Genomic DNA, 19126 nt, shown 5'->3' with positions numbered 1-19126 from the left:
CGCTGCAACGGCCCAACGCAGGGAAGACGGTGCCCACTTCATCCGCTCCGTCGGCGCCGACCCCGCGCGCTGATCAGCGGCGGGGAGTTGACCACGAACGCCGGGTCTCTCAGCAGCGCGTAGAACCGCTGCAGCTCGGCCTCCGTCACGCCGTCCGCCCGCAGCCCCGTCTCCGCCTGCTGCATGTTCACGCGGTGCAGGGCGATGCCCGGGCTGCCGCCCTGCCAGGACTCGGCGTACGTCGTCGCCGTGACGCCCTCCAGGCCCGCCCGCCGCATGGCGCCCAGCACGCGCCGGCCCCAGAGGGTGTCCGCGCCCGCCTTCTCCAGTTGCGCGAGCAGGGCCGCCTGGACGTGGTCCCACAGGGCCGTGGACGCCTCGTCCGGGGTCGCGAGCACCGGAGTCCAGTGGCAGTCGAACTCCTCCAGGACCAGGACGCCGCCCGGGCGCAGGGCCGTGACCAGCCGGTCGAGGACCTGGAGCCGTTCCGGCAGGTGGATGAGGACCAGCCGGGCGTGGATCAGGTCGTAGCCGTCGCCCGGCAGCGGGTCGTTGACGATGTCGTGGTGGATGAGGCGGAGCTGGGGCGCGTGCGGGCGGGACTCGGCCCAGCGGGGGTCGATGTCGGTGACGGTGACCTCGCCGTCGGGGCCGGTTCTCTCGGCCATCCAGTCGCCCAACGAGCCGCCCCCACCGCCGACTTCGAGACAGCGCCAGCCGGGCGAGAGACCGGCCAGTTCGAGCTGGCGGCGGGAGACGTGGTCGTAGCAGGACTCCAGGACGGCGAAGCGGTCCGGTGTGCGGGCGTCCGTGTTGTCGAAGAGATACCGGGACATATCGCCATCTTCGGGGAGTTCGGGGTGGATGAACGGGGAGAGCCCGAGGACACGCCGCGCGTGCGTCGCACATGACCAACTCGGTCGCATGGGCCGTACACGCACCGCTACCGTGCCCTCCATGACGACAGCCGCCCACCCCCGTTTCGCCGCCGCCCTCGAAGAGCTGGGGCTCGGTGAGTTGCACGAGCGGATCCGCCGCTTCCCGGACGCGACCCGTACCGCCGCCGAGGCCGCCGCAGCCGTCGGGTGTGAGCTCAGTCAGATCTGCAAGTCGCTGATCTTCGCGGTCGACGGGGTGCCGGTGCTGGTGCTCATGGACGGGGCGTCCAGGGTGGACTTGGAGCTGGTCCGCAAGGAACTCGGCGCCGAGAAGGTCACAAGGGCCAAGGCCGACGTCGTACGGGAGACCACCGGGTACGCCATCGGGGGCGTACCGCCCTTCGGGCACCGTACGAAGACGCGGGTGCTCGCCGATCGTTCGCTGCTGGAGCACGACGTCGTGTGGGCCGCCGCCGGGAACCCGCATGCCGTGTTCCCCATGGCACCCAAGGACCTTGTCACCCACGCCGGCGCCACCTTGGTGGACGTGCGCGAGCAGACGCAGACTTCGTGACCCCGCTGGTCACCGCCGCCGTGCTGCTGGCGGCCGTCACGCACGCCAGTTGGAACGCCATCGCCCACAAGATCACCGACAAGCTGGTCGCGTTCACGCTCATAGGGGGCGGCGGGGTGCTGATCGGGCTGGCCCTCATACCCTTCGGGGCGTTCCCGGCGGCGGGTGCGTGGCCGTATCTCATCGCGTCCGCACTCGTCCACGTCGTCTACTTCGCGCTGCTCATGAAGTCCTTCCGGCTCGGCGACTTCGGGCAGGCCTACCCCATCGCGCGCGGCACCGCGCCACTCGTCGTCGCCGTACTCGCCGCCCTCGTCGCGCACGAGGTGCCGGACGGGTGGGCGGCGGCCGGGATCGCCTGCTCCTGCGCGGGACTTACCGGCGTCGCCCTGTGGGGTCTGCGCGGGCGCCGGCCCGACTGGGCGGCGATCGGCGCGGCGTTGGCGACCGGGCTGAGCATCGCGGTGTACACCGTCCTCGACGGGCTGGGTGTGCGGGCCTCCGGCTCGTCCCTCGGCTATGTCGCCTGGCTGATGGCGGTCCAGGGCCTCGCCGTCCCGGCGTACGCCGTCTGGCGCTGGCGCGGGGAGACGGTCGCCGTGCTGCGGCCGTTCGCCGGGCTGGGGCTGCTGGGTGCCGCGCTGTCCGTCGCCGCGTACGGGCTGGTCCTGTGGGCGCAGACGAAGGCGGAGCTGGCGCCGATCGCGGCCCTGCGGGAGTCCTCGATCATCGTGGGGGCGGCCATCGGGGCCGTCTTCTTCAAAGAGCGGTTCGGAGCTCCGCGGATCGCGGCGGCGGCTCTGCTGGTGGTGGGCATCGGGATGATGCTGCACGCCAGTTAGGCCAGGCGGTCAGCTGTTCGCTGACCGCCTGTGATCTCTGGTACTGCCAGAAGGGCTGGGCTAGAACGCGCTGTTGTTGCAGCCCATCGTCGAGCCGAGGCGGGTGGCCTGGCTGCCCTCGCTGCCCTCGCCGTTGAGCGCGCCGCCCAGTGCGCCGTTGAGCACCCCGACCACACCGAGAATGTCGATGTTCAGGTCGTGGGACTTGCACTGGGTGCTCTGCTGGACTTTGTACTCGTTGCCCTTCTGGCCCCGGCCGTCGGCGTGGGCGGTTCCGGCGGCCGCGAGGCCGACGGTGCTGAGGGCGGCGACCAGGACGGCGGCCTTGCGAAGCTTGTGCATGTCATCTCCGGTGGAGTGAGGGTGGGTGCGCTGCATGCAGGATCGACTCCTTATGAAAAGGAGCGACTCCTTACGATTAAGGGAGATTAAGTAGGAAAGGCCCCAAATCATCCTGAGGCACGCCGAGTTTCACGATCTTGCACTAGAAGTGCCGCGCGGCAGGGCCTAGGCGAGGGCCGGCTTGCCCACCCGGAACGCGAACTGGCCGCAGTACGTCAGCTTGCGCAGGTTCACCAGGGCCGTCCTGCGGCGGCCGTTCTCCGCCGCCCACTGGTCGATCTCGGTGTTGAGCGGGGACTGTTCGTTCCAGTAGCGGCTGTACTCCGGCGGTCGGCCCAGATAACTCCGCATGATCAGCGCAACTCCGTCGAGGGAGGGCCGGATCTCCTCCAACGCGAGCCCCGCCTCCTCGACCAGGACCCGGAAGCCGTACGGGGTGTAGTTCCACAGGCTGAAGGAGTGGTACGGCTCGAATTGGGATGTTGATCCGATGAAAAGCCCGCCGGGTTCCAGCACTCGGGCGATCTCCGCCAGCAGTTCGCGCGGGCGGGCGACGTGTTCGAAGACCTGGTGCGAGTAGATCAGCGGGAGAGAGTCCGAGCCGAGGGGGAGGTGGACGCCGTCGTAGTGCACCACCGGGTCACCGCCGGGCGTGCGCTGGCCGGCCTCCGGCGAGTCCCGGATGTCGACCCCGACCCAACGCACCTGCGGGGCGTGCTTACGGAAGAGCGCGGCCGACGTCCCGCGGCCGCACCCCAGATCGACGACCAGCCCGGGTGCGCCGGGGGAGCCCATCACCTCGTCGACGTAGTAGCGCGAGGTGACCTGACGGGCGTGGTCGTCGGGGATGCAGTCCCGCATGAGGTCCCAGAGGGTCGCCATGCTTCGATGCTACGGACACTCGCTGTTACGTGCGATTCACGCCCCGTGAAACCGTGACTCCCGACAGATCGTGCGAGGTCACGCTGTTACGGTCGGTGACCGATCGGCCCAGGGCATGGTGGGGCCAAAGACCCGCGGCCACCCGGCGGCTGCGCTCGCTCCACTGTCGGGCCGCCAGGTCGCCGGACTTGTAGTGGTTGAGGGCGTAGCCGCCGGAGTGGATGCGCAGGAGGGTGAAACCGCCGGGGTACTCCTTGGCGGCGGCGACCTCCTGCTGGGTGACGTGCGGGGCCCGCGTCAGCACGGTGCGCTTGTTGCGGTGCGTGTGGCCCGCGTGGTGGAGGAAGACGCCGGGCGCGGACGCGTAGGCGTCGACGACCGCGCGGGCCTGGCGGCGCTCCAGGCAATGGCCGCGGGTCACCGGGAAGACCGAGTCCCGCACGGTCAGCGGATGGTGGCCGAACACGAGCGTCGGCTGGTCCGGCGCTTCCCTCAACCTCGCCCGGAACCAAGCCAGTTGCTCGGCCCCGAGCCCGCCCGCGTCGGCGCCGTTGCCGGTCTTGACGTAGGTGTCGAGGCCGATGATCCGCAGCCCGCCGAGGTCATGGGCGAAGTACTCCAGCCCGTCGTCGCCGCCGACGCCACCCGCGAACGCGGTACGGAAGGTGCTGGTGTCCTCGGAGCGGTCGTGATTGCCGCGTACGACGAAGTAGTCCCGCCCGTGCGTGCCGAAGCCGTCCAGGATCCGCCGGGCCTCGCGCAGGTCGTGCGCGCCTCCACCGGCCGAGATGTCGCCGCCGGCCAGCAGCAGGTCCGCCCCGCGCCGCCGGGCCTCCTCGACCAGGGCCCGGCTCATGAGCTCCGGATACGGCGCACGCCCCGGCTGCTGCGAGATCCCGCGCGGCAGGGGCAGACCGCCGACCAGGCCCGCGGTGGTCTCGCCGAGGTGCAGGTCGTTGCAGAGCGCGACCGACAGCAGGAGCCGGCCGGGCGGAGGCTGCGGGGTGGTGAAGGAGTACGGCCCGCCGCCCGAACCGAACCCGAACGTCGACGTGCCCACCGCGTTGCCGCGCACCAGGTGCAGCGGGGTGGGTGTGGCGGCCACGCCCCGTGAGCGGGCCTGGTAGTAGTACGTCTGCCCCGGCTCCAGGCCGGTCAGCTCGACCTGGTGGTGGGCGGTCGGCCGGCCCTCGGACGCGGTGCGGTTGAGCCGGGAGGGGTGGGTGCCGTAGACGACCTCGCCCTCGGTGATCGCGGGCAGGGGGTGGCCCAGGCCGTCGTCGGTACCGGGGATGCCGGTGTACCAGGTGATGACGGCGGTGTCCTCGGTGAGGGTGACCAGTTCCAGATTGACGGCGGTCAGGTCGTCGGGGTGGTGGGAACGCGCCCGCTGCATGGCGGCCGAGGCCGTGCGCAGCAGGGCAGGGGCGAGGCGCGCGCCGGAGCGCAGCACCTCGCAGGGGCCGGGGAAGGCCGACAGTGCCGCGAGAGCGGGGAGGTGGGCGGAGAAGCAGCAGCGCATGTCCTCGATGTGGCCCGGAGCGGTGAACGGGGGAGGTGGCGTTGGCGGCGGGGCCAGGTCCGGCGCGCGACATCTCCGTGGAACGGGACATCTCCATGGAAGCAGGGCGGAGCCGGTCACCGAAGCGAGTGTGCCGAGTCTCACTGATCCCGAGTTGTGGTCTTTGCTCCGGTACTACGATCGGACGTGCGAAAACTTCACCGAGGGGGCGGGGCAGTGACTGCGCTGAGCGAGGGGTCGGATTCGGGCGCCGGAGTCGGCGGCAGGGCGCCGCTGGACGCGGACCGGATCAAGCATCTGGAGTTCATCCAGGCGACGATCACGCGCTTGGGCACCAACTCGTTTCTCGTGAAGGGCTGGGCGCTGACCCTGGCCGCGGGTCTGCTGGCGCTCTCCGCAAGCCGTCTGAGCTGGCAGCTCGCGGCCGTCGGCGTGGTGCCGCTGCTCTGCTTCTGGTACCTGGACTGCTTCTTCCTGCGCCAGGAGCGGGCCTTCCGACGGCTCTACGACGCCGCCCGGGTCCCCGACAGCACGGTCGAGGTGCTGTCCATGAACGTGGGCCCGTATCTGGCGCGGATGCCCTGGCCGGAGGTCTGGATCACGCCGACGTTACTGCTGTTCTACGCGCCCTTGCTGCTTGCCGACCTCGCGCTGGTCGTCATCGCCTTGTGAACTCAGCGCGCCGGACCGGCGATCGCCTCGCAGAGCCGGGCGGCGAGCGCGTCCGCGGCGGCCTCGGCCTCGTCGACGTCCTCGTCCCGGAACCCCGCCCCCTTCGGCGGCCAGATGGGCCCCATCGCGTCGCCGGGCCGGCGCGGCACGAGGTGCACATGGGTGTGGAGCACGGACTGCGAGGCCACCGCGCCCGCGGAGTTGATCACGTTCATGCCGTCGGGTTCGAGGACCGCGCGCAGCGCCCGGCCCACCACCATCACGGTCTGGAACAGGCGTTGGGCATCCGCCTCGTCCATCGCCCACAGGTCCGCCGAATGAGCCCTGGGCACGACCAGCGTGTGCCCGCGCGTGGCGGGCGCCAGCGGGAAGAAGGCGAGGGTGTGCGCGTCCTCGTACACCACTCGCGCCTTGCCGGTGCCGGCGACGATCTCGCAGAAGGCGCAAGCCTGTTCACGGGCGTCCATGGAACTTCCCTGTCGCTCTAGGGTGTGCGGGGTGGGCGGCATCTTCATCAACTACCGCAGAGGCGATCACGAAGACGTCGTGCGGGAACTGTACGACCAGCTCGAACAGCATTTCGGCGAGGACCAGGTGTTCCGGGACGTCGCGTCCATCGTGCCGGGGCAGCGGTACCCGGACACGCTGCGGGAGCGGGTGGCGGACTGCGAGGTGCTGCTCGTGGTGGTGCACCGGGGCTGGCTCGACGCGCGGGGCCCGTCCGGCGGGCTGCGGCTGGACGACTCGGGCGACTGGGTCCGCCGGGAGATCGACCAGGCCCTGCACACCGGCAAGACCGTCATCCCCCTGCTGCTGGACGGCGCCGACCCGCCGAGACCGGACCAACTGCCGCGGCCCATCCGCGAACTGGCCCACCGCAACGCCCAGTCACTGCGCGCGGCCCGCTTCGAGGACGACCTTTCGGAACTGATCGCCGTACTGGAGACCGACGTCTCCCGCACCTGGCGCCCCGTCCCGCCGCCACCGCCGGGACACCGGCCGGGGTGGTGGCTCGGCGTCCTCACCGCCGTGCTGGCCGGCGCCGCGCTGCTCGGGGTTCCCGCGCTGCCCCAGGACGACGGCTGGGCGCGCGGGGACGGCCTCCCCTGGACCCTGTACGCCACCCTGGGAGGCTGCCTGCTGCTGTGCGCGCCGCTCGTCGCGGTCGCCGTGGGCCGCTTCCTGCTCCGCCGCCCCATCGACAACTGGGAGCGCGACCTGCACGCCGTCAAGCATCAGACGTACGTCCGGCAGACCTGGCCGATGGGCGTAGGGCTGGCGCTCATCGGGTTGTTCTCGGTGCTTCAGCTGTGGGGCGACAAGGGCATGTGGGCCTCCTTGGCCCTCTTGGTCGTCATGGGCCTCGCCGTCGCGCGCACGGGCGCCACCCACATCCGCCTCAAGCGGCGCGACGCCGACCTGTGGGCCCGCTGGCCGCAGGGCCTGCCGGACCGGGTGACCCGGCCCGTGCTGCGCCGGGCGATCGCGCGGCTGGAGCTCCGCCTGGCCGAGTCGCGGCCGCCGCTCTCCCGTGAGCAGCGCGAGAAGGCCGGCTGGGAGCTGGCGGACATGCGCGGGGCGCTCGGGCGGCTGGCGGAGGAGGCGCGGCGCTCTCGAGTGAGGTGGCTGTGCCAGGACCACCCCTGGATCTTCGGCGGCTACTGCGTGGGGCTGGCCCTGATCACGGCCCTGGCCGTGGCGTCCGGGCTCGCCTACGACGCGGCGGGGGAGGGCAGGCCCCGTGTCCATCTCGCGCTGGCGGTCTTCGTGCTGATCGGCGCGGCCCTGGCGCTGGCCACCATGGAACTCGCGCTGCGCCACCAGCGCCGGCTGCGCACCGACCTGGTGACCGAGGCCGCCGGGCGGATCGCCCTGCTCGCCGACCGCGTCACCGCCCTCAGCGCCCCCGCCCGCACCAGGCGCCCCGCCCCGGCCCCGCGGCCCGAGGAGTTCGCCGAGCCCGACTAGGCGCCGAGCCCGACTAGTCGGCGGACCCTTCCGAGGCGCACCCTGGAAGCAGTACTTCCGGAGGTGATCGTCATGATGCACACCGCAGTGGGATGGCATGTCGAGCTGGAGTTCCAGGAGGACGAAACCCACACCAGGGCAGTCGCGATGGTGCGGCTCCCCGACGGCACCGAGGTACGGGCCCACGGGCACGCCTCACGGCACCACACCGACGCGAATCAGCCACGCGTGGGTGAGGAGATCGCCGGTGCCCGCGCGCTGAACGAGCTGGCGATGCAGATGCTCACCAAAGCGCACGGGGAGATAGACCAGGCGTCGGGGCGCACCTCGCACCCGATCCACGTCTGAACCGACCGCTGCGCGAGGGACCCTGAGGGCGAGGGACCCGACCGCTACGCGAGCGCCGCCCGCAGCGCCCGTATCAACCCCTGCGCCCTCGGATCCGCCGTCACCGTCTTGCGGAAGCCGTTCGTCACATAGCCGAACGCGATCCCCGTCTCCGGGTCGGCGAAGCCGAGGGCGCCGCCGCGGCCGGGGTGGCCGAACGAACCCGGTCCCAGCAGGGGCGACGCGGTGCCGTGCAGCATGTAGCCGAGGCCGAAGCGGGTGTTGACGACCAGGACACGGTCCGGGCCGGCCGACTCCTCCGCCCGAGCGAGCTCCACCGTCGCCGGGTCGAAGAGCCGTACGCCGTCGACCTCGCCGATCAGCGTGGCGTAGAAGCGGGCCAGAGCGTCGGCCGTCGCGATGCCGTTCGTGGCGGGGAGGGCGGCGGCGCGGTACGCGGGGTCGTTCTGCTCGGGGAACGGGGTGATCGCGGCGAACGCGCGGCGGGTGAGGGAGTTCGGGTCGTCGTAGGCCTCGGTGACCGTGCGCTTCGGGCGTGCGCGCAGTCCGCCCACCGGCTCGGGCCCCTCGACCCGGCCGCTGCGGCCCACCCGTCCCGCCTCCGACTCCGGCAGCCCCAGCCACAGGTCCAGGCCCAGTGGGCCGGAGACCTCCGCGGCGAGCCACTCGCCGGCCCAGCGCCCCGTCACGCGCCGGACCAGTTCGTCGACCATCCAGCCGTACGTCAGCGCGTGGTAGCCGTGGTCGGTGCCCGGCTCCCAGGCGGGCGCCTGCGCGGCCACCGCCGCGGGGCCGCGGTGCGGGTCCAGCGCCTCCTCGGGCGTGAGCGGGCGGTCGAGCACCGGGAGCCCGGCACGGTGGTTCAGCACGTGCCGGACCAGCAGCCGCTCCTTGCCGTGCGTCTTGAACTCCGGCCAGTACTCGCCCACCGGCGCGTCCAGGTCCAGCTCCCCGCGCTGATGGAGGACGAGGAGCACGGCGGCGGCGACACCCTTGGTCGCCGAGCGCACGACCTGCGCGGTGCCGTGCTGCCACGCCTGCGTACCGTCGACGTCCTTCGTGCCGGCCCACAGGTCGACGACCTTGCGCCCGTCCCGGTACACGGCGACGGCCGCGCCCCGCTCGCCGAGCGTGCCGAAGTTCCGTACGAACGCCTCCCTGACCGGCTCGAAGCCCTCGGCCACTGTGCCGTTCACGCTCACGTCCGTCTCCTCGTCCTGCCTGGTGCGGGTGCCCTTCTACCCAAGCAGGATGGTGACGTCGATGTTCCCCCGGGTCGCGTTGGAGTACGGGCAGATCTCGTGCGCGGCGTCCACCAGCTTGGCCGCGAGGTCGGCGTCCAGCACCGGCAGCGAGACGCTGAGGGCGACCGCGAGGCCGTAGCCGCGGTGCCTGTTGGGGCCGATGCCGACCTTCGCGGCGACCGTGGATCCGGTGAGGTCGTAGCCCTCGCGGTTGCCGACCAGGATCAGCGCGTTGTGGAAGCAGGAGCTGTAGCCGGCGGCGAACAGTTGCTCGGGGTTGGTGCCGTTGCCGTCACCACCGAGCGCCGGCGGCATCGCGACCTTCAGCTGGATCTGGCCGTCCTGGCTGGTGACATAGCCGTCCCGACCGCCGTGCGCGGTGGCCTCGGCGACGTACATGATCTTCGTCGGACGGGTGTCTACGGCGGTGTCCTCGGCGGTCATGGTTGGCCCTCCCCCAGAAGCTGTGCCAATGTGCGGCGCACCGCGTGGGCGCACAAGTACATCGTGCACAAGGTACTTGCCGGTAGGGGATTTGTTGTTACCAGGGGGTAGTAACTGTCGGTAAGCCGAGATCAGCGGGCGCGGTCGGCGACCGCCGTCGCCTTCGCCGCCAGCTGCCACAGCTCCTTGCGCAGCCGCTCCACCTCCGGGCCGCCGAGCCCGGTCTCCGCGAGCAGCGTGCCCGGTACGCACTCCGCGCGCTCCCGCAGCGCTTCGCCCTGCCCGGTGACCGCGACGAGCACCGACCGCTCGTCCCGCGCCGACCGCTCCCGCCGTACCAGCCCCGCCGCCTCCAGCCGCTTCAGCAGCGGGGAGACGGTCCCGTAGTCGAGCCGAAGGGCGGCCGCCAGTTCCTTCACCGGCATCTCGCCGCGCTCCCACAGGACCAGCAGAACGAGGTACTGCGGGTAGGTGAGGCCGAGTTCGTCGAGGAGCGGGCGGTAGGCGGCCGTCACGGCGCGCTGGGCGGCGTACAGCGCGAAGCACAGTTGCTCGTCGAGCAGCAGCGAGCCCTTGGTCTCCTCGTTCGTCACGCGCCCATTGTCACGGACCGCGGATCGAATCCGAACGGCAGCTCCAGGCGATGGGCGCGCATCAGCTCGTCGTCGGACAGCAGCTGCGCCGTCTTGCCGTCCGCCGCGATCACGCCCTCGCTGAGGATCAGGGAGCGCGGGCACAGCTCCAGGGCGTACGGCAGGTCGTGCGTGACCATCAGGACGGTGACGTCCAACGAGCGCAGGATGTCGGCCAGTTCGCGGCGGGAGGCGGGGTCGAGGTTGGAGGACGGCTCGTCCAGGACGAGGATCTCCGGCTCCATCGCGAGCACGGTCGCCACCGCGACCCGGCGCCGCTGGCCGAAGGACAGGTGGTGCGGCGGACGGTCCTTGAACTCCGCCATGCCGACCCGCTCAAGCGCCCGGTCGACCCGCTCCTCCAGCTCCGGGCCCTTGAGCCCGGCCGCCGCCGGCCCGAAGGCGACGTCCTCGCGGACCGTCGGCATGAACAGCTGGTCGTCCGGGTCCTGGAAGACGATGCCGACCCGGCGCCTGATCTCGGCCATGTGCTGCTTGCCGACGGGCAGCCCGGCGACGTGCACGGTGCCCGTGCCGCCGGTCAGGATGCCGTTGAGGTGGAGGACGAGCGTCGTCTTGCCGGCGCCGTTCGGGCCGAGCAGCGCGACCCGTTCGCCGCGGGCGATGGAGAAGTCCACGCCGAACAGGGCCTGGTGGCCGTCGGGGTAGGCGAAGGCGAGGCCGGAGACCTCCAGGGAAGCAGTACTCACAGGGCCCATCCCAACAGACAGACGACAAGGGCGGCGAAGGGGAGCGCGAGGGCGTACGACCACTGTGTCCGGGACGCGGTCACCTCGTCGATCACCGGCATCGAACCGGCGTACCCCCGGCTGATCATGGCCAGATGTACGCGCTCGCCGCGCTCGTAGGACCGGATGAACAGCGCGCCCGCCGACTTCGCGAGGACGCCCCAGTGCCGCACGCCCTTCGCCTCGAAGCCGCGCGACTCGCGGGCGATGCGCATCCGCCGCATCTCGTCCGTGATGACATCGCCGTACCGGATCATGAAGGACGCGATCTGCACCAGGAGCGGTGGGAGCTTCAACCGCTGGAGGCCGAGGAGCAGTTCACGCAGCTCGGTGGTGGAGGCGAGGAGTACGGAGGCGGCGACGCCCAGGGTGCCCTTCGCCAGCACGTTCCAGGCACCCCACAGTCCGCTGACGCTCAGCGACATGCCCAGCACCTCGACCCGCTCGCCCTCCGCCACGAACGGCATCAGCACGGCGAACGCGACGAACGGCACCTCGATCAGCAGCCGCTTCAGCAAGAAGCCGGCGGGCACGCGCGCGACATACGCGACGAGCGCGAGCAGCACGGCGTACAGGCCGAACGCCCACATCGCCTCCCGCGGCGTCGACACCACGACCACCACGAACGCGAAGACCGCGGCGAGCTTGGTGTGCGGCGGCAGGCCGTGCACGGGCGAGTGCCCGTGCCGGTAGAGCCTGTGCGCGTGCCCGGCGCCCACGGTCAGACGCTCGTGCTCGTGGGCGACACGTCGGCCGCCTCGTCCGTACGGCGCCGGCGCACCGCCCAGAAGATGCCGGTGCCCGCGACGACCGTGGCGCCGACGCCGATCACGCCGGCGAGGCCACCGGACAGGCGGGCGTTGTCGATGTCCTTGATGCCGTAGTCCGCGAGCGGGGAGTCCGCGTTGGCATGCTCCTCGGCGGACCCCGCGAAGCCCTTGTCCTCGGCGACCTTCTCCAGGCCGTCGGGGCTGGCGGAGGCGTAGAAGCTGACGAACCCGGCGAGGACGAGGGAGGTGACCAAACCGCTGATCCACAGCGTGCGGCGCGAGGTCCGGGCCGCGACCGGCTGCCCGGCCCCGGCGGCCGGAGCGTCGACGAGCTCCCCGCCGACCCGCAGCTTCAACGGCTGTCGCAGGTCACGGGCGCCGTACACCAGGTCCGGGCGGACGGCGACGACGGCGCCGATGGTCAGCGCGGTGATCGCCGCCTCGCCGATGCCGATCAGCAGGTGGACGCCGACCATGGCGGTGGCGACCTTGCCGATCGAGACGTCGGTGGTGCCGCCGATCCAGAACAGCAGCGTGAACGCGAGGGCCGCGGCCGGCACCGACACCACCGACGCGACGAACGAGGCCGCGGTGATCGACCGCCGGGTCTTCGGCAGGACCTTCACCAGGCCACGGAAGACGGCGTAGGCGACGACGACGCCGACGATCGCCATGTTGGTGATGTTCACGCCGAGCGCGGTGAGGCCGCCGTCCGCGAAGAGGATGCCCTGCATCAGCAGGACCACGGAGATGCACAGGGCGCCCGTATAAGGGCCGACGAGTATCGCGGCCAGCGCCCCGCCGAGTAGATGTCCGCTGGTCCCGGCCGCGACCGGGAAGTTCAGCATCTGCACCGCGAAGATGAACGCCGCCACCAGGCCGGCCAGCGGCGCCGTCCGCTCGTCGAGCTCGCGGCGCGCACCGCGCAGGCTCACGGCGACCGCGGCCGCGGCGACCACCCCGGTCACGGCGGAGGTGGGGGCGTCGATGAATCCGTCAGGTACGTGCACCGTTCGATGATAGTGGCTTAATGCGAATGAGTTGCAAGAGCGAGGAGCTTGTGTATCGCATCCGTGTATCGCATCCGTGTATCGCACATGTGAGATACGGCGGCTACGGGGAGCGCTTTCGGGAAGATATGCGACATTGGAGGGGGAGCGGAAGCACAGCTTTCGCACAGGTCACGCAGCGTGAGAGGGCCGTCCGATGTCGGTAGTCGAACAGTACGCGCGAGCCCATATCGTCACGGACGCCGATCTCTTGCAGGAAGAGCAGGAGGCCGTCCCGGTCGTCCTGTGCTACGACCCCGATACCGACCCGCGCTCGGTGCGCGTGCGGTTGCCCGGGCGCGAGGCCCACGAGTGGACGTTCTCGCGCTCCCTGCTGGAACAGGGGCTGCGTGCCCCCGCGGGGAGCGGTGAGATACGGGTGTGGCCGTGCGGGAGGGTGCAGGCCGTCGTGGAGTTCCACTCGGACCAGGGCGTTTCCGTGGTGCAGTTCGAGTCGAAGGCCTTGATGAGGTTCCTGCGGCGGACGTATCTGGCCGCCGCACCCGTGGCGCGCTGAGACTCAGCCGCCCCTCTTCACCGCCGCTCAGCCGCCCATCTTCAGCAGCGCCGCCACGATCGGGCCCGCCGTGTCGCCGCCGTGGCCGCCCGCCTGGACCACGCCCGCTGCCGCCAGGTCGTTCCGGTACGCCGTGAACCAGCCGTTCGGCTTCTTCTGGCCGTCGACCTCCGCCGAGCCGGTCTTCGCGCCGACATCGCCGACGACCCCGGACATCGCCTCGGCCGCCGTGCCGTAGGCCGCCGTGTAGGCCATCAGCTCGCGCAGCTGCGACAGCGTGGCCGCGGACATGGAGCGGGAGGCGGTGGCGAGGGTGCGGTTGTCGACCGTCGGGGCCACCAGGTAGGGCTGCTTGAAGGTGCCCGTCTTGACGGTCGCCGAGACCGACGCCATGTTCAGCGGGTTCATCCGCACGCCGCCCTGGCCGATGAGCGAGGCCGCCATCTGGGCCTGCGACTGGACCGGGACGGCGCCGTCGAAGGTGGGGACGCCGACGGACCAGTTGTTCATGGAGAGGCCGAAGACCTGCTGGGCCTGCTTGGTGAGGCTGTCGTTGTCCAGCTCGGGGGCCTGGCTGATGAAGGCCGTGTTGCAGGAGCGGGCGAAGCTCGCCTTGAACGTGCCGCCCTTGATCTCGAACTTGTCGTCGTTCTGGAACTTCCAGTGCCCGTACGTGAAGTACTTCGGGCAGGGGTGCTGCTTGTCCGCCGACGCGAGGCCCTTCTCGATCAGCAGCGACGAGGTGATGACCTTCATCGTGGAGCCCGGGGCGAGGGAGCCCTGGAAGGCGGTGTTGAAGCCGTGCGAGGAGTTCGCGACGGCCAGGATCTCGCCGGTCGAGGGGCGCAGGACGACCACCGAGGCCTTGGGTCTGTCGGCCACCTGCTTCTCCGCGGCGGCCTGCATGGCCGGACTCAGCGTCGTCTTCACGGTGCCCGGCGTGCCCTTGCTCAGCTCCAGCAGGGACTTGTCGGACAGCTCGGCTTCCTTGGACTCCTTGCCGCGGATCACCTGGAGCTCGACGCCCGCCTTGCCGCCGGCCTTCTCGCCGTACTTCTCGCGCAGCCCGTCCAGGACCGAGCCCAGCGACGGGTACTCGGCCTCCGTCAGCTCGCCGCCGTCCCGGTCGAGCGCCTTGACCGGCGGGGTGCCGGACTCGCCGGTGACGAGGGTGTCGCCGTCCTTCAGGTCGGGGTGGACGATCGCGGAGTGCCAGTCGACGAGCGGCTTTCCGTCCTCGGCGCGGCGCACGACGGTCAGCGAACTGTCGTACGCCAGCGGCTTGCTGGTGCCCTTGTACGACACCGTGCCCTTCACGGAGAAGGGGACCTTGTCGCCGGTGCGGGGGCCGGCGGTGAGGGTGACGTCCTTGATGTGGGCGTCCTTGGTGTAGCCGGTCAGCAGGGTCTGGGCCGCCGTGGCGTCGTCCGTGGCGGCGGCCGCCGCGGTGACCTTGCCCTGCTGCCAGGCGGTGAGGAACTCCCGGGCCGCGGACGTGACCTCGGTCGCCGACAGCGGGCCGGTCTTGACGTCCTTCGCCTTGTCGTCGGCGCTCGACGACGTCGACTGCGTACGGCTGTCGGCGACGGCACCGCCGCCGAACAGCGCGTAGGCGCCGAACCCGGCGCCGCCGATGACCACGGCGATCATCCCGCCGAGTACCGCGGGGTTGGTCTTCCGTCGCTCGGCGACGAGCCTTCTGTTACCCACTTCTTTCCGTTCCCTCGCGTATTCCAGGGGCCCCCGCCGCCCCGCCGATCTCACGCATACCAACGACGACGACCACCCTAGAGTCCCGTGCCGCGGGGGATAAGTTCAGCCGGAAGCTCGTAGCACGGCTGCGACAATCGGCCCGGCCGCGTCGCCGCCGTGGCCGCCCTGCTGGGACAGGGCCGCGGCCGCCACATCATCACGGAAACCCGTGAACCAGCTGTCGGAGGTGGCCTTTCCGTCGACCTCTGCGGACCCGGTCTTGGCGCCGATGTCGCCGCCGAGCCCGGACATGACCCGCACGGCGGTGCCCTGGGCCGAGGTCGCGGTCAGCCGCATCATCTGCTTCAGCTGGGCGGCTGTGCCCGCCCGCAGCCCGTCGGCGGTGGCGAACGGCCGGTCGTCGAGGTCGCGCGAGACGAGATACGGCTGCCGGAACGTGCCGGTGATCGCGGTGGCCGTCACCGACGCCATGTTCAGCGGGTTCATCTGGACCTGGCCCTGGCCGATGGCGTTGGCCGCGCGGTCCGGGCCGGCGGAGGCGGGGACGCTGCCGTCGACGGAGGTGATGCCGGTCTTCCAGTCGCGGCCGAGTCCGAACCGCTCCTCGGCCTCCTGTGTCAGCGAGGCGTCGGTGAGCGGGTCCTCGTCGACGAGCTTGATGAAGGCCGTGTTGCAGGAGCGCATAAAGCCGTTGGCGAGCGTGGCGTTCGCGCTCTCGTCGGCTTTCAGGCCCGTGAGGTTCTTGAAGGTCTGGCTCTGCCACATCGCCGAGTCAGGGCAGGGCGCGGGGCCGTTCATCGAGGTCACGCCGTTGTCGATGAGCATCGCCGCGGTGATGATCTTCATCGTGGAGCCCGGGGCGACCTTGCCCTCGAAGGCCGCGTTGAAGGCGTCGTCCCGGTGGTTCGCGACGGCGAGGATTTCGCCGGTACTCGGCTTGAGCGCCACCACCGAGGACTGCTTGTGCTGCTGCACCGCCTTCTCGGCCGCCGCCTGCACGCTCGCGCTGAGCGTCGTCTCCAGCTTGCCCGGCTTGCCCTTCGCGAGGGTCAGCAGCGAAGTGTCCGGCGACTCGTCGGCGTGCCGTATCGCCAGCTCGATGCCGGGCGAGCCGCCGGCCTTGCTGCCGTACCGCTCGCGCAGGGTGTCCAGGATCGGGCCGAGCGAGGGGTACTTGCCCTTCGTCAGCACGGTGCCGTTGCGGTCGACGGCCTCGATGGGCGGGCTGGCCGCCTCGCCGGTGACGAGGGTGTCGTCCTTCCTCAACTCCGGGTGGATCACGGTCGGTTGCCAGTCGACGAGGGCCCGCCCGGTGGTGAGCCCGCGCACGACGGTGAGCCGACTTTTGTAGCTGAGCGGCTCGGACTTGCCGCTGTAGGACACCTTGGCCTTCACCGTGTACGGCACGGTGGCGCCCTTCGGCGCACCCGGCGTGATCTTCACGCCGGTGATGTGCGCGGCCTTGCCGTAGGACGTGAGCACGGCCTCCGCGGCCGCGTCGTTGTTCGTGTACGACGCCGCCTGCGCCGCCTGCCCCTTCTCCCAGGCCGCGAAGAACTTCGCCGTGGTCTCCTCGACCTCGTCCCCACTAGGCGGCCCGGACCGCACCGGCGCCGGCCCACCGCCCTGCCCCGTGGCCCCGCCGCCGTTCAACGCGGACATGATGTTGTACGCGCCGTACCCGGCACCCCCCACCATCACGGCGAACACCCCGCCTATGACGGCAGCCTTGACCCCCTTGGACATGGTCCCCTCCCCGTTTTCGTCTTCCGCACTGTAAGTGGCGTGAGGGAACCCTGTGGGAGGAGTTTTCTTTTGTTGGCCGCTTTATGGGCGGTGGAGTGACCGAAGAGCGTCGTAACGCCGTAGACGCGACTGAGCGCTGCGGTCGGCCTGGTCGGCCGGCCGCAGCGCTCAGCGGGAGACGATCCTCAGAGGACGCCGAAGAGAAGGGCGGCCGCGGGAGCAGCCGCCAAGGGGAGGATGCCCGGCGGGTAGGCGGCCGAGTACGGGTACACCAGGTTGGTGGACGTCTGCGCGGGCTGCGTCTCGCGCGCATCGCGCGTGTCGGCGCTGGCGACGGTGGTGGCCGACAGGACAGCTGCGCCGGCGAGGGCGATGACAGCGAGTGTTCGTTTGGTTACGTTCATGTTCAGTGAACGATCATCGACTGCTCCTGTTACGCAAACTACACCCATGTATCCAGCCACATCCGCGACCGCCAGTCGTCGACCGGGATCGCCGTGCCCGTGTAGATCGGCCAGAAGTAGATGAAGTTCCAGGCGATCAGCAGTACCAGTACGCCCGCGCCCGTGGCGCCCACGACCCGGCGGGTCTCGCCGGCGCGTGCGGGGCCGATGATCGCGCCGAGGAGCATGGCTACGGCCAGACAGAGGAAGGGGAGGAAGACGACGGCGTAGAAGAAGAAGATGGTGCGTTCCTGGTAGATGAACCAGGGGAGGTAGCCGGCCGCGACGCCGCAGGCGATGGCGCCCGCTCGCCAGTCGCGGCGGAAGGCCCAACGCCACAGGATGTACAGGACCGCGAAGGCGGCCACCCACCACAGCAGCGGGGTGCCGATCGCCAGGACCTCGCGGGCGCACTTCTCGCCCGCGTCGACGGGGCAGCCGTCCTTGCCGGGCAGGGGGGACTCGTAGAAGAACGACACCGGGCGGCCGTCGACGATCCAGCTCCACGGGTTGGACTGGTAGGTGTGCGGGGACGACAGGCCGACGTGGAACTTGTACACCTGGCTCTCGTAGTGCCACAGGCTGAGCCACCAGTCGGGGAACAGCCACGACCAGCTGCTGGCGCGCTCGTCGGTGCTCGCCCAGTCGCGGTAGTAGCCGCCGCTGCCGTCCGTCGGGGAGAGAAGCCAGCCGGTCCACGACACGAGGTAGGTGACGATCACCACCGGCACGGTCGCGAGGAAAGCGAGGCCCAGGTCGCGCTTGACCACCGCCATGTACGGGTAGCGGGCGCCGGCGACCTTGCGGGCGCCGACGTCCCACAGCACTGTCATCAGGCCGAACGCGATCAGGAAGTACAGGGCGTTCCACTTGGTGCCGAAGGCCAGGCCCAGCATCAGACCCGCCAGCCAGCGCCATGGGCGCCAGCCGAGGAACAGGGTCTCGGCGGTGTGCGCGTCGGGGCGGACCCGGCCGTCGGCGTCGGCGGGCAGCGCGGCGGCGAGTTTCGCGCGGGCCCGGTCCCGGTCGATGACGAGGCAGCCGAACGCCGCCAGCACGAAGAACATCAGCACCCCGTCGAGCAGCGAGGTGCGGGCCATCACGAAGGCCAGCCCGTCGACCGCCATCAGCCCGCCGGCCAGGCAGCCGAGGAACGTCGAGCGGAAGATGCGGCGGCCGATGCGGCACAGCATCAGTACGGCGAGCGTGCCGAGCAGCGCCGTCATGAAGCGCCAGCCGAAGGGGTTGAAACCGAACATCAGCTCGCCGAGCCCGATGACGTACTTGCCGACCGGCGGATGCACGACGTACGCCGCGTCCGTGGGGATCGGGACGTGACCGTTCGTCGACAGGATCAGGTCGTTGGCGTTCTTGTCCCAGTTGACCTCGAAGCCGCGGTGGACGAGCCCCCACGCGTCCTTGGCGTAGTACGTCTCGTCGAATATCACCTTCTTCGGGCTGCCCAGATTCCAGAACCGCAGCAACCCGGCCAGCAGCGTCACCAGCAGCGGACCGCCCCAGCCGGACCAGCGCGCGATCCGCTCGGCGAGCAGCCGCGGGACGCCGAGGAACTGCCACATCCGCGGGCTGGGCTGGACGTACGGCGGCACGAGCCGGTCGCGTACGTCGCTTCTGGGCGCCGCCGTGTAGCCGAATCGGCGCAGCCGCTGCTGCCACGAAGGTCGCTGCTCGTGGGTCGCCTGGCCCTGCCGGGTGTCCGTGGAGGACGCGGTACTGGTCACCGCGCCATCGTAGGGAACACGTCTGTGGGAGTCCCGTGGATGCGCCCTG

At 70.9% G+C, this 19126-nt stretch carries 21 protein-coding genes; 6 read left to right on the top strand and 15 right to left on the bottom strand.

Annotation, left to right across the window (positions count from 1 at the left end; genetic code table 11):
- Positions 1-38: 38 nt before the first annotated feature.
- Entirely contained in the window at positions 39-836 is a 798-nt protein-coding gene (locus tag EHO50_RS19525; RefSeq protein WP_128431470.1) for a class I SAM-dependent methyltransferase, read from the bottom strand.
- A gap of 88 nt (positions 837-924) precedes the next feature.
- On the opposite strand from EHO50_RS19525, the gene EHO50_RS19520 reads away from it, so the two are divergent.
- On the top strand, positions 925-1452 hold the full coding sequence (locus EHO50_RS19520) for a YbaK/EbsC family protein (protein WP_128431469.1): 528 nt from the start codon (positions 925-927) through the stop codon (positions 1450-1452).
- The gene (locus EHO50_RS19515; protein ID WP_128431468.1) at positions 1449-2294 is read left to right on the top strand and encodes a DMT family transporter; all 846 of its coding nucleotides are present in this window, start codon (positions 1449-1451) and stop codon (positions 2292-2294) included. The genes EHO50_RS19520 and EHO50_RS19515 overlap by 4 nt, the downstream gene beginning before the upstream one ends.
- 60 nt (positions 2295-2354) lie before the next feature.
- On the opposite strand, the gene EHO50_RS19510 is transcribed toward EHO50_RS19515, so the two are convergent.
- From EHO50_RS19510 to EHO50_RS19500, 3 genes are all read right to left on the bottom strand, one after another.
- Positions 2355-2636, bottom strand: a complete 282-nt coding sequence (locus EHO50_RS19510) for a hypothetical protein (RefSeq protein ID WP_128431467.1) — start codon at positions 2634-2636, stop codon at positions 2355-2357.
- A gap of 165 nt (positions 2637-2801) precedes the next feature.
- Positions 2802-3518 carry a class I SAM-dependent methyltransferase gene (locus tag EHO50_RS19505; RefSeq protein WP_128431466.1) on the bottom strand — a complete coding sequence of 239 codons (717 nt, stop codon included), beginning with the start codon at positions 3516-3518 and terminating at the stop codon, positions 2802-2804.
- Positions 3519-3543: 25 nt separating this feature from the next.
- Positions 3544-5040: a purple acid phosphatase family protein gene (locus tag EHO50_RS19500; protein WP_181449658.1), complete on the bottom strand. Its 1497-nt coding sequence runs from the start codon at positions 5038-5040 to the stop codon at positions 3544-3546.
- A gap of 216 nt (positions 5041-5256) precedes the next feature.
- Between EHO50_RS19500 and EHO50_RS19495 the strand changes: the two genes are divergently transcribed.
- Positions 5257-5712, top strand: a complete 456-nt coding sequence (locus EHO50_RS19495) for a hypothetical protein (RefSeq protein ID WP_128431465.1) — start codon at positions 5257-5259, stop codon at positions 5710-5712.
- Positions 5713-5714: 2 nt separating this feature from the next.
- Here EHO50_RS19495 and EHO50_RS19490 read toward each other — a convergent pair whose 3' ends face one another.
- Entirely contained in the window at positions 5715-6179 is a 465-nt protein-coding gene (locus tag EHO50_RS19490) for an HIT family protein (protein ID WP_128431464.1), read from the bottom strand.
- Positions 6180-6210: 31 nt separating this feature from the next.
- Here EHO50_RS19490 and EHO50_RS19485 point away from each other — a divergent pair, with 31 nt between their 5' ends.
- Together EHO50_RS19485 and EHO50_RS19480 are read left to right on the top strand one after the other, a co-directional pair.
- Positions 6211-7680 (top strand): toll/interleukin-1 receptor domain-containing protein, encoded by a 1470-nt coding sequence (locus tag EHO50_RS19485; protein ID WP_164904885.1) that lies wholly within the window; start codon positions 6211-6213, stop codon positions 7678-7680.
- Positions 7681-7752: 72 nt separating this feature from the next.
- Complete coding sequence (locus EHO50_RS19480) at positions 7753-8028, top strand: DUF1876 domain-containing protein (RefSeq protein ID WP_128431462.1); 276 nt, start codon at positions 7753-7755, stop codon at positions 8026-8028.
- 44 nt (positions 8029-8072) lie between these two features.
- Here EHO50_RS19480 and EHO50_RS19475 read toward each other — a convergent pair whose 3' ends face one another.
- From EHO50_RS19475 to EHO50_RS19450, 6 genes are all read right to left on the bottom strand, one after another.
- The gene (locus tag EHO50_RS19475; protein ID WP_128431461.1) at positions 8073-9230 is read right to left on the bottom strand and encodes a serine hydrolase domain-containing protein; all 1158 of its coding nucleotides are present in this window, start codon (positions 9228-9230) and stop codon (positions 8073-8075) included.
- Between the two features lie 36 nt (positions 9231-9266).
- Positions 9267-9716, bottom strand: coding sequence for an organic hydroperoxide resistance protein (locus EHO50_RS19470; RefSeq protein WP_128431460.1), 450 nt, complete (start codon positions 9714-9716; stop codon positions 9267-9269).
- Between the two features lie 131 nt (positions 9717-9847).
- On the bottom strand, positions 9848-10309 hold the full coding sequence (locus tag EHO50_RS19465) for a MarR family winged helix-turn-helix transcriptional regulator (protein ID WP_128431459.1): 462 nt from the start codon (positions 10307-10309) through the stop codon (positions 9848-9850).
- Complete coding sequence (locus tag EHO50_RS19460) at positions 10306-11067, bottom strand: energy-coupling factor ABC transporter ATP-binding protein (RefSeq protein WP_128431458.1); 762 nt, start codon at positions 11065-11067, stop codon at positions 10306-10308. Before EHO50_RS19460 ends, EHO50_RS19465 begins: the two co-directional genes overlap by 4 nt.
- Positions 11055-11816, bottom strand: coding sequence for a cobalt ECF transporter T component CbiQ (gene cbiQ / locus EHO50_RS19455; protein WP_128431457.1), 762 nt, complete (start codon positions 11814-11816; stop codon positions 11055-11057). Before cbiQ ends, EHO50_RS19460 begins: the two co-directional genes overlap by 13 nt.
- A 2-nt stretch (positions 11817-11818) precedes the next feature.
- Positions 11819-12877, bottom strand: a complete 1059-nt coding sequence (locus EHO50_RS19450; protein WP_128431456.1) for an energy-coupling factor ABC transporter permease — start codon at positions 12875-12877, stop codon at positions 11819-11821.
- Between the two features lie 196 nt (positions 12878-13073).
- Between EHO50_RS19450 and EHO50_RS19445 the strand changes: the two genes are divergently transcribed.
- Entirely contained in the window at positions 13074-13433 is a 360-nt protein-coding gene (locus EHO50_RS19445) for an SsgA family sporulation/cell division regulator (RefSeq protein ID WP_128431455.1), read from the top strand.
- 27 nt (positions 13434-13460) lie between these two features.
- Here the strand turns inward: EHO50_RS19445 and EHO50_RS19440 are convergent, their stop codons facing one another.
- The 4 genes from EHO50_RS19440 to EHO50_RS19425 all read right to left on the bottom strand — a co-directional run bounded on the left by EHO50_RS19440 (position 13461) and on the right by EHO50_RS19425 (position 19077).
- The gene (locus tag EHO50_RS19440; RefSeq protein WP_128431454.1) at positions 13461-15143 is read right to left on the bottom strand and encodes a penicillin-binding transpeptidase domain-containing protein; all 1683 of its coding nucleotides are present in this window, start codon (positions 15141-15143) and stop codon (positions 13461-13463) included.
- A 105-nt stretch (positions 15144-15248) separates the two neighbouring features.
- Positions 15249-16892, bottom strand: coding sequence for a penicillin-binding transpeptidase domain-containing protein (locus EHO50_RS19435; RefSeq protein WP_128431453.1), 1644 nt, complete (start codon positions 16890-16892; stop codon positions 15249-15251).
- Positions 16893-17077: 185 nt separating this feature from the next.
- On the bottom strand, positions 17078-17296 hold the full coding sequence (locus tag EHO50_RS19430; protein ID WP_128431452.1) for a hypothetical protein: 219 nt from the start codon (positions 17294-17296) through the stop codon (positions 17078-17080).
- 38 nt (positions 17297-17334) lie between these two features.
- Positions 17335-19077 (bottom strand): dolichyl-phosphate-mannose--protein mannosyltransferase, encoded by a 1743-nt coding sequence (locus EHO50_RS19425; protein WP_128431451.1) that lies wholly within the window; start codon positions 19075-19077, stop codon positions 17335-17337.
- Between the last annotated feature and the right edge of the window lie 49 nt (positions 19078-19126).

The sequence above is a fragment of the Streptomyces cyaneus genome, from assembly GCF_004028635.1.
Taxonomy (GTDB): Bacteria; Actinomycetota; Actinomycetes; order Streptomycetales; family Streptomycetaceae; genus Streptomyces; species Streptomyces cyaneus.
The sequence above is the reverse complement of the archived record's forward strand: the minus strand, read 5'-3'. Positions and strand labels throughout refer to the sequence as shown.

Bases quoted from the DNA above. Each gene is read 5' to 3' on its own strand.
- EHO50_RS19445 (WP_128431455.1), top strand. From the start codon at position 13,074: ATGTCGGTAGTCGAACAGTACGCGCGAGCCCATATCGTCACGGACGCC.
- EHO50_RS19525 (WP_128431470.1), bottom strand. From the start codon at position 836: ATGTCCCGGTATCTCTTCGACAACACGGACGCCCGCACACCGGACCGC.
- EHO50_RS19505 (WP_128431466.1), bottom strand. From the start codon at position 3,518: ATGGCGACCCTCTGGGACCTCATGCGGGACTGCATCCCCGACGACCAC.
- EHO50_RS19435 (WP_128431453.1), bottom strand. From the start codon at position 16,892: ATGTCCAAGGGGGTCAAGGCTGCCGTCATAGGCGGGGTGTTCGCCGTG.
- EHO50_RS19500 (WP_181449658.1), bottom strand. From the start codon at position 5,040: ATGCGCTGCTGCTTCTCCGCCCACCTCCCCGCTCTCGCGGCACTGTCG.
- EHO50_RS19520 (WP_128431469.1), top strand. From the start codon at position 925: ATGGGCCGTACACGCACCGCTACCGTGCCCTCCATGACGACAGCCGCC.
- EHO50_RS19510 (WP_128431467.1), bottom strand. From the start codon at position 2,636: ATGCACAAGCTTCGCAAGGCCGCCGTCCTGGTCGCCGCCCTCAGCACC.
- EHO50_RS19470 (WP_128431460.1), bottom strand. From the start codon at position 9,716: ATGACCGCCGAGGACACCGCCGTAGACACCCGTCCGACGAAGATCATG.
- EHO50_RS19460 (WP_128431458.1), bottom strand. From the start codon at position 11,067: ATGGGCCCTGTGAGTACTGCTTCCCTGGAGGTCTCCGGCCTCGCCTTC.
- EHO50_RS19490 (WP_128431464.1), bottom strand. From the start codon at position 6,179: ATGGACGCCCGTGAACAGGCTTGCGCCTTCTGCGAGATCGTCGCCGGC.
- EHO50_RS19430 (WP_128431452.1), bottom strand. From the start codon at position 17,296: ATGAACGTAACCAAACGAACACTCGCTGTCATCGCCCTCGCCGGCGCA.
- EHO50_RS19480 (WP_128431462.1), top strand. From the start codon at position 7,753: ATGATGCACACCGCAGTGGGATGGCATGTCGAGCTGGAGTTCCAGGAG.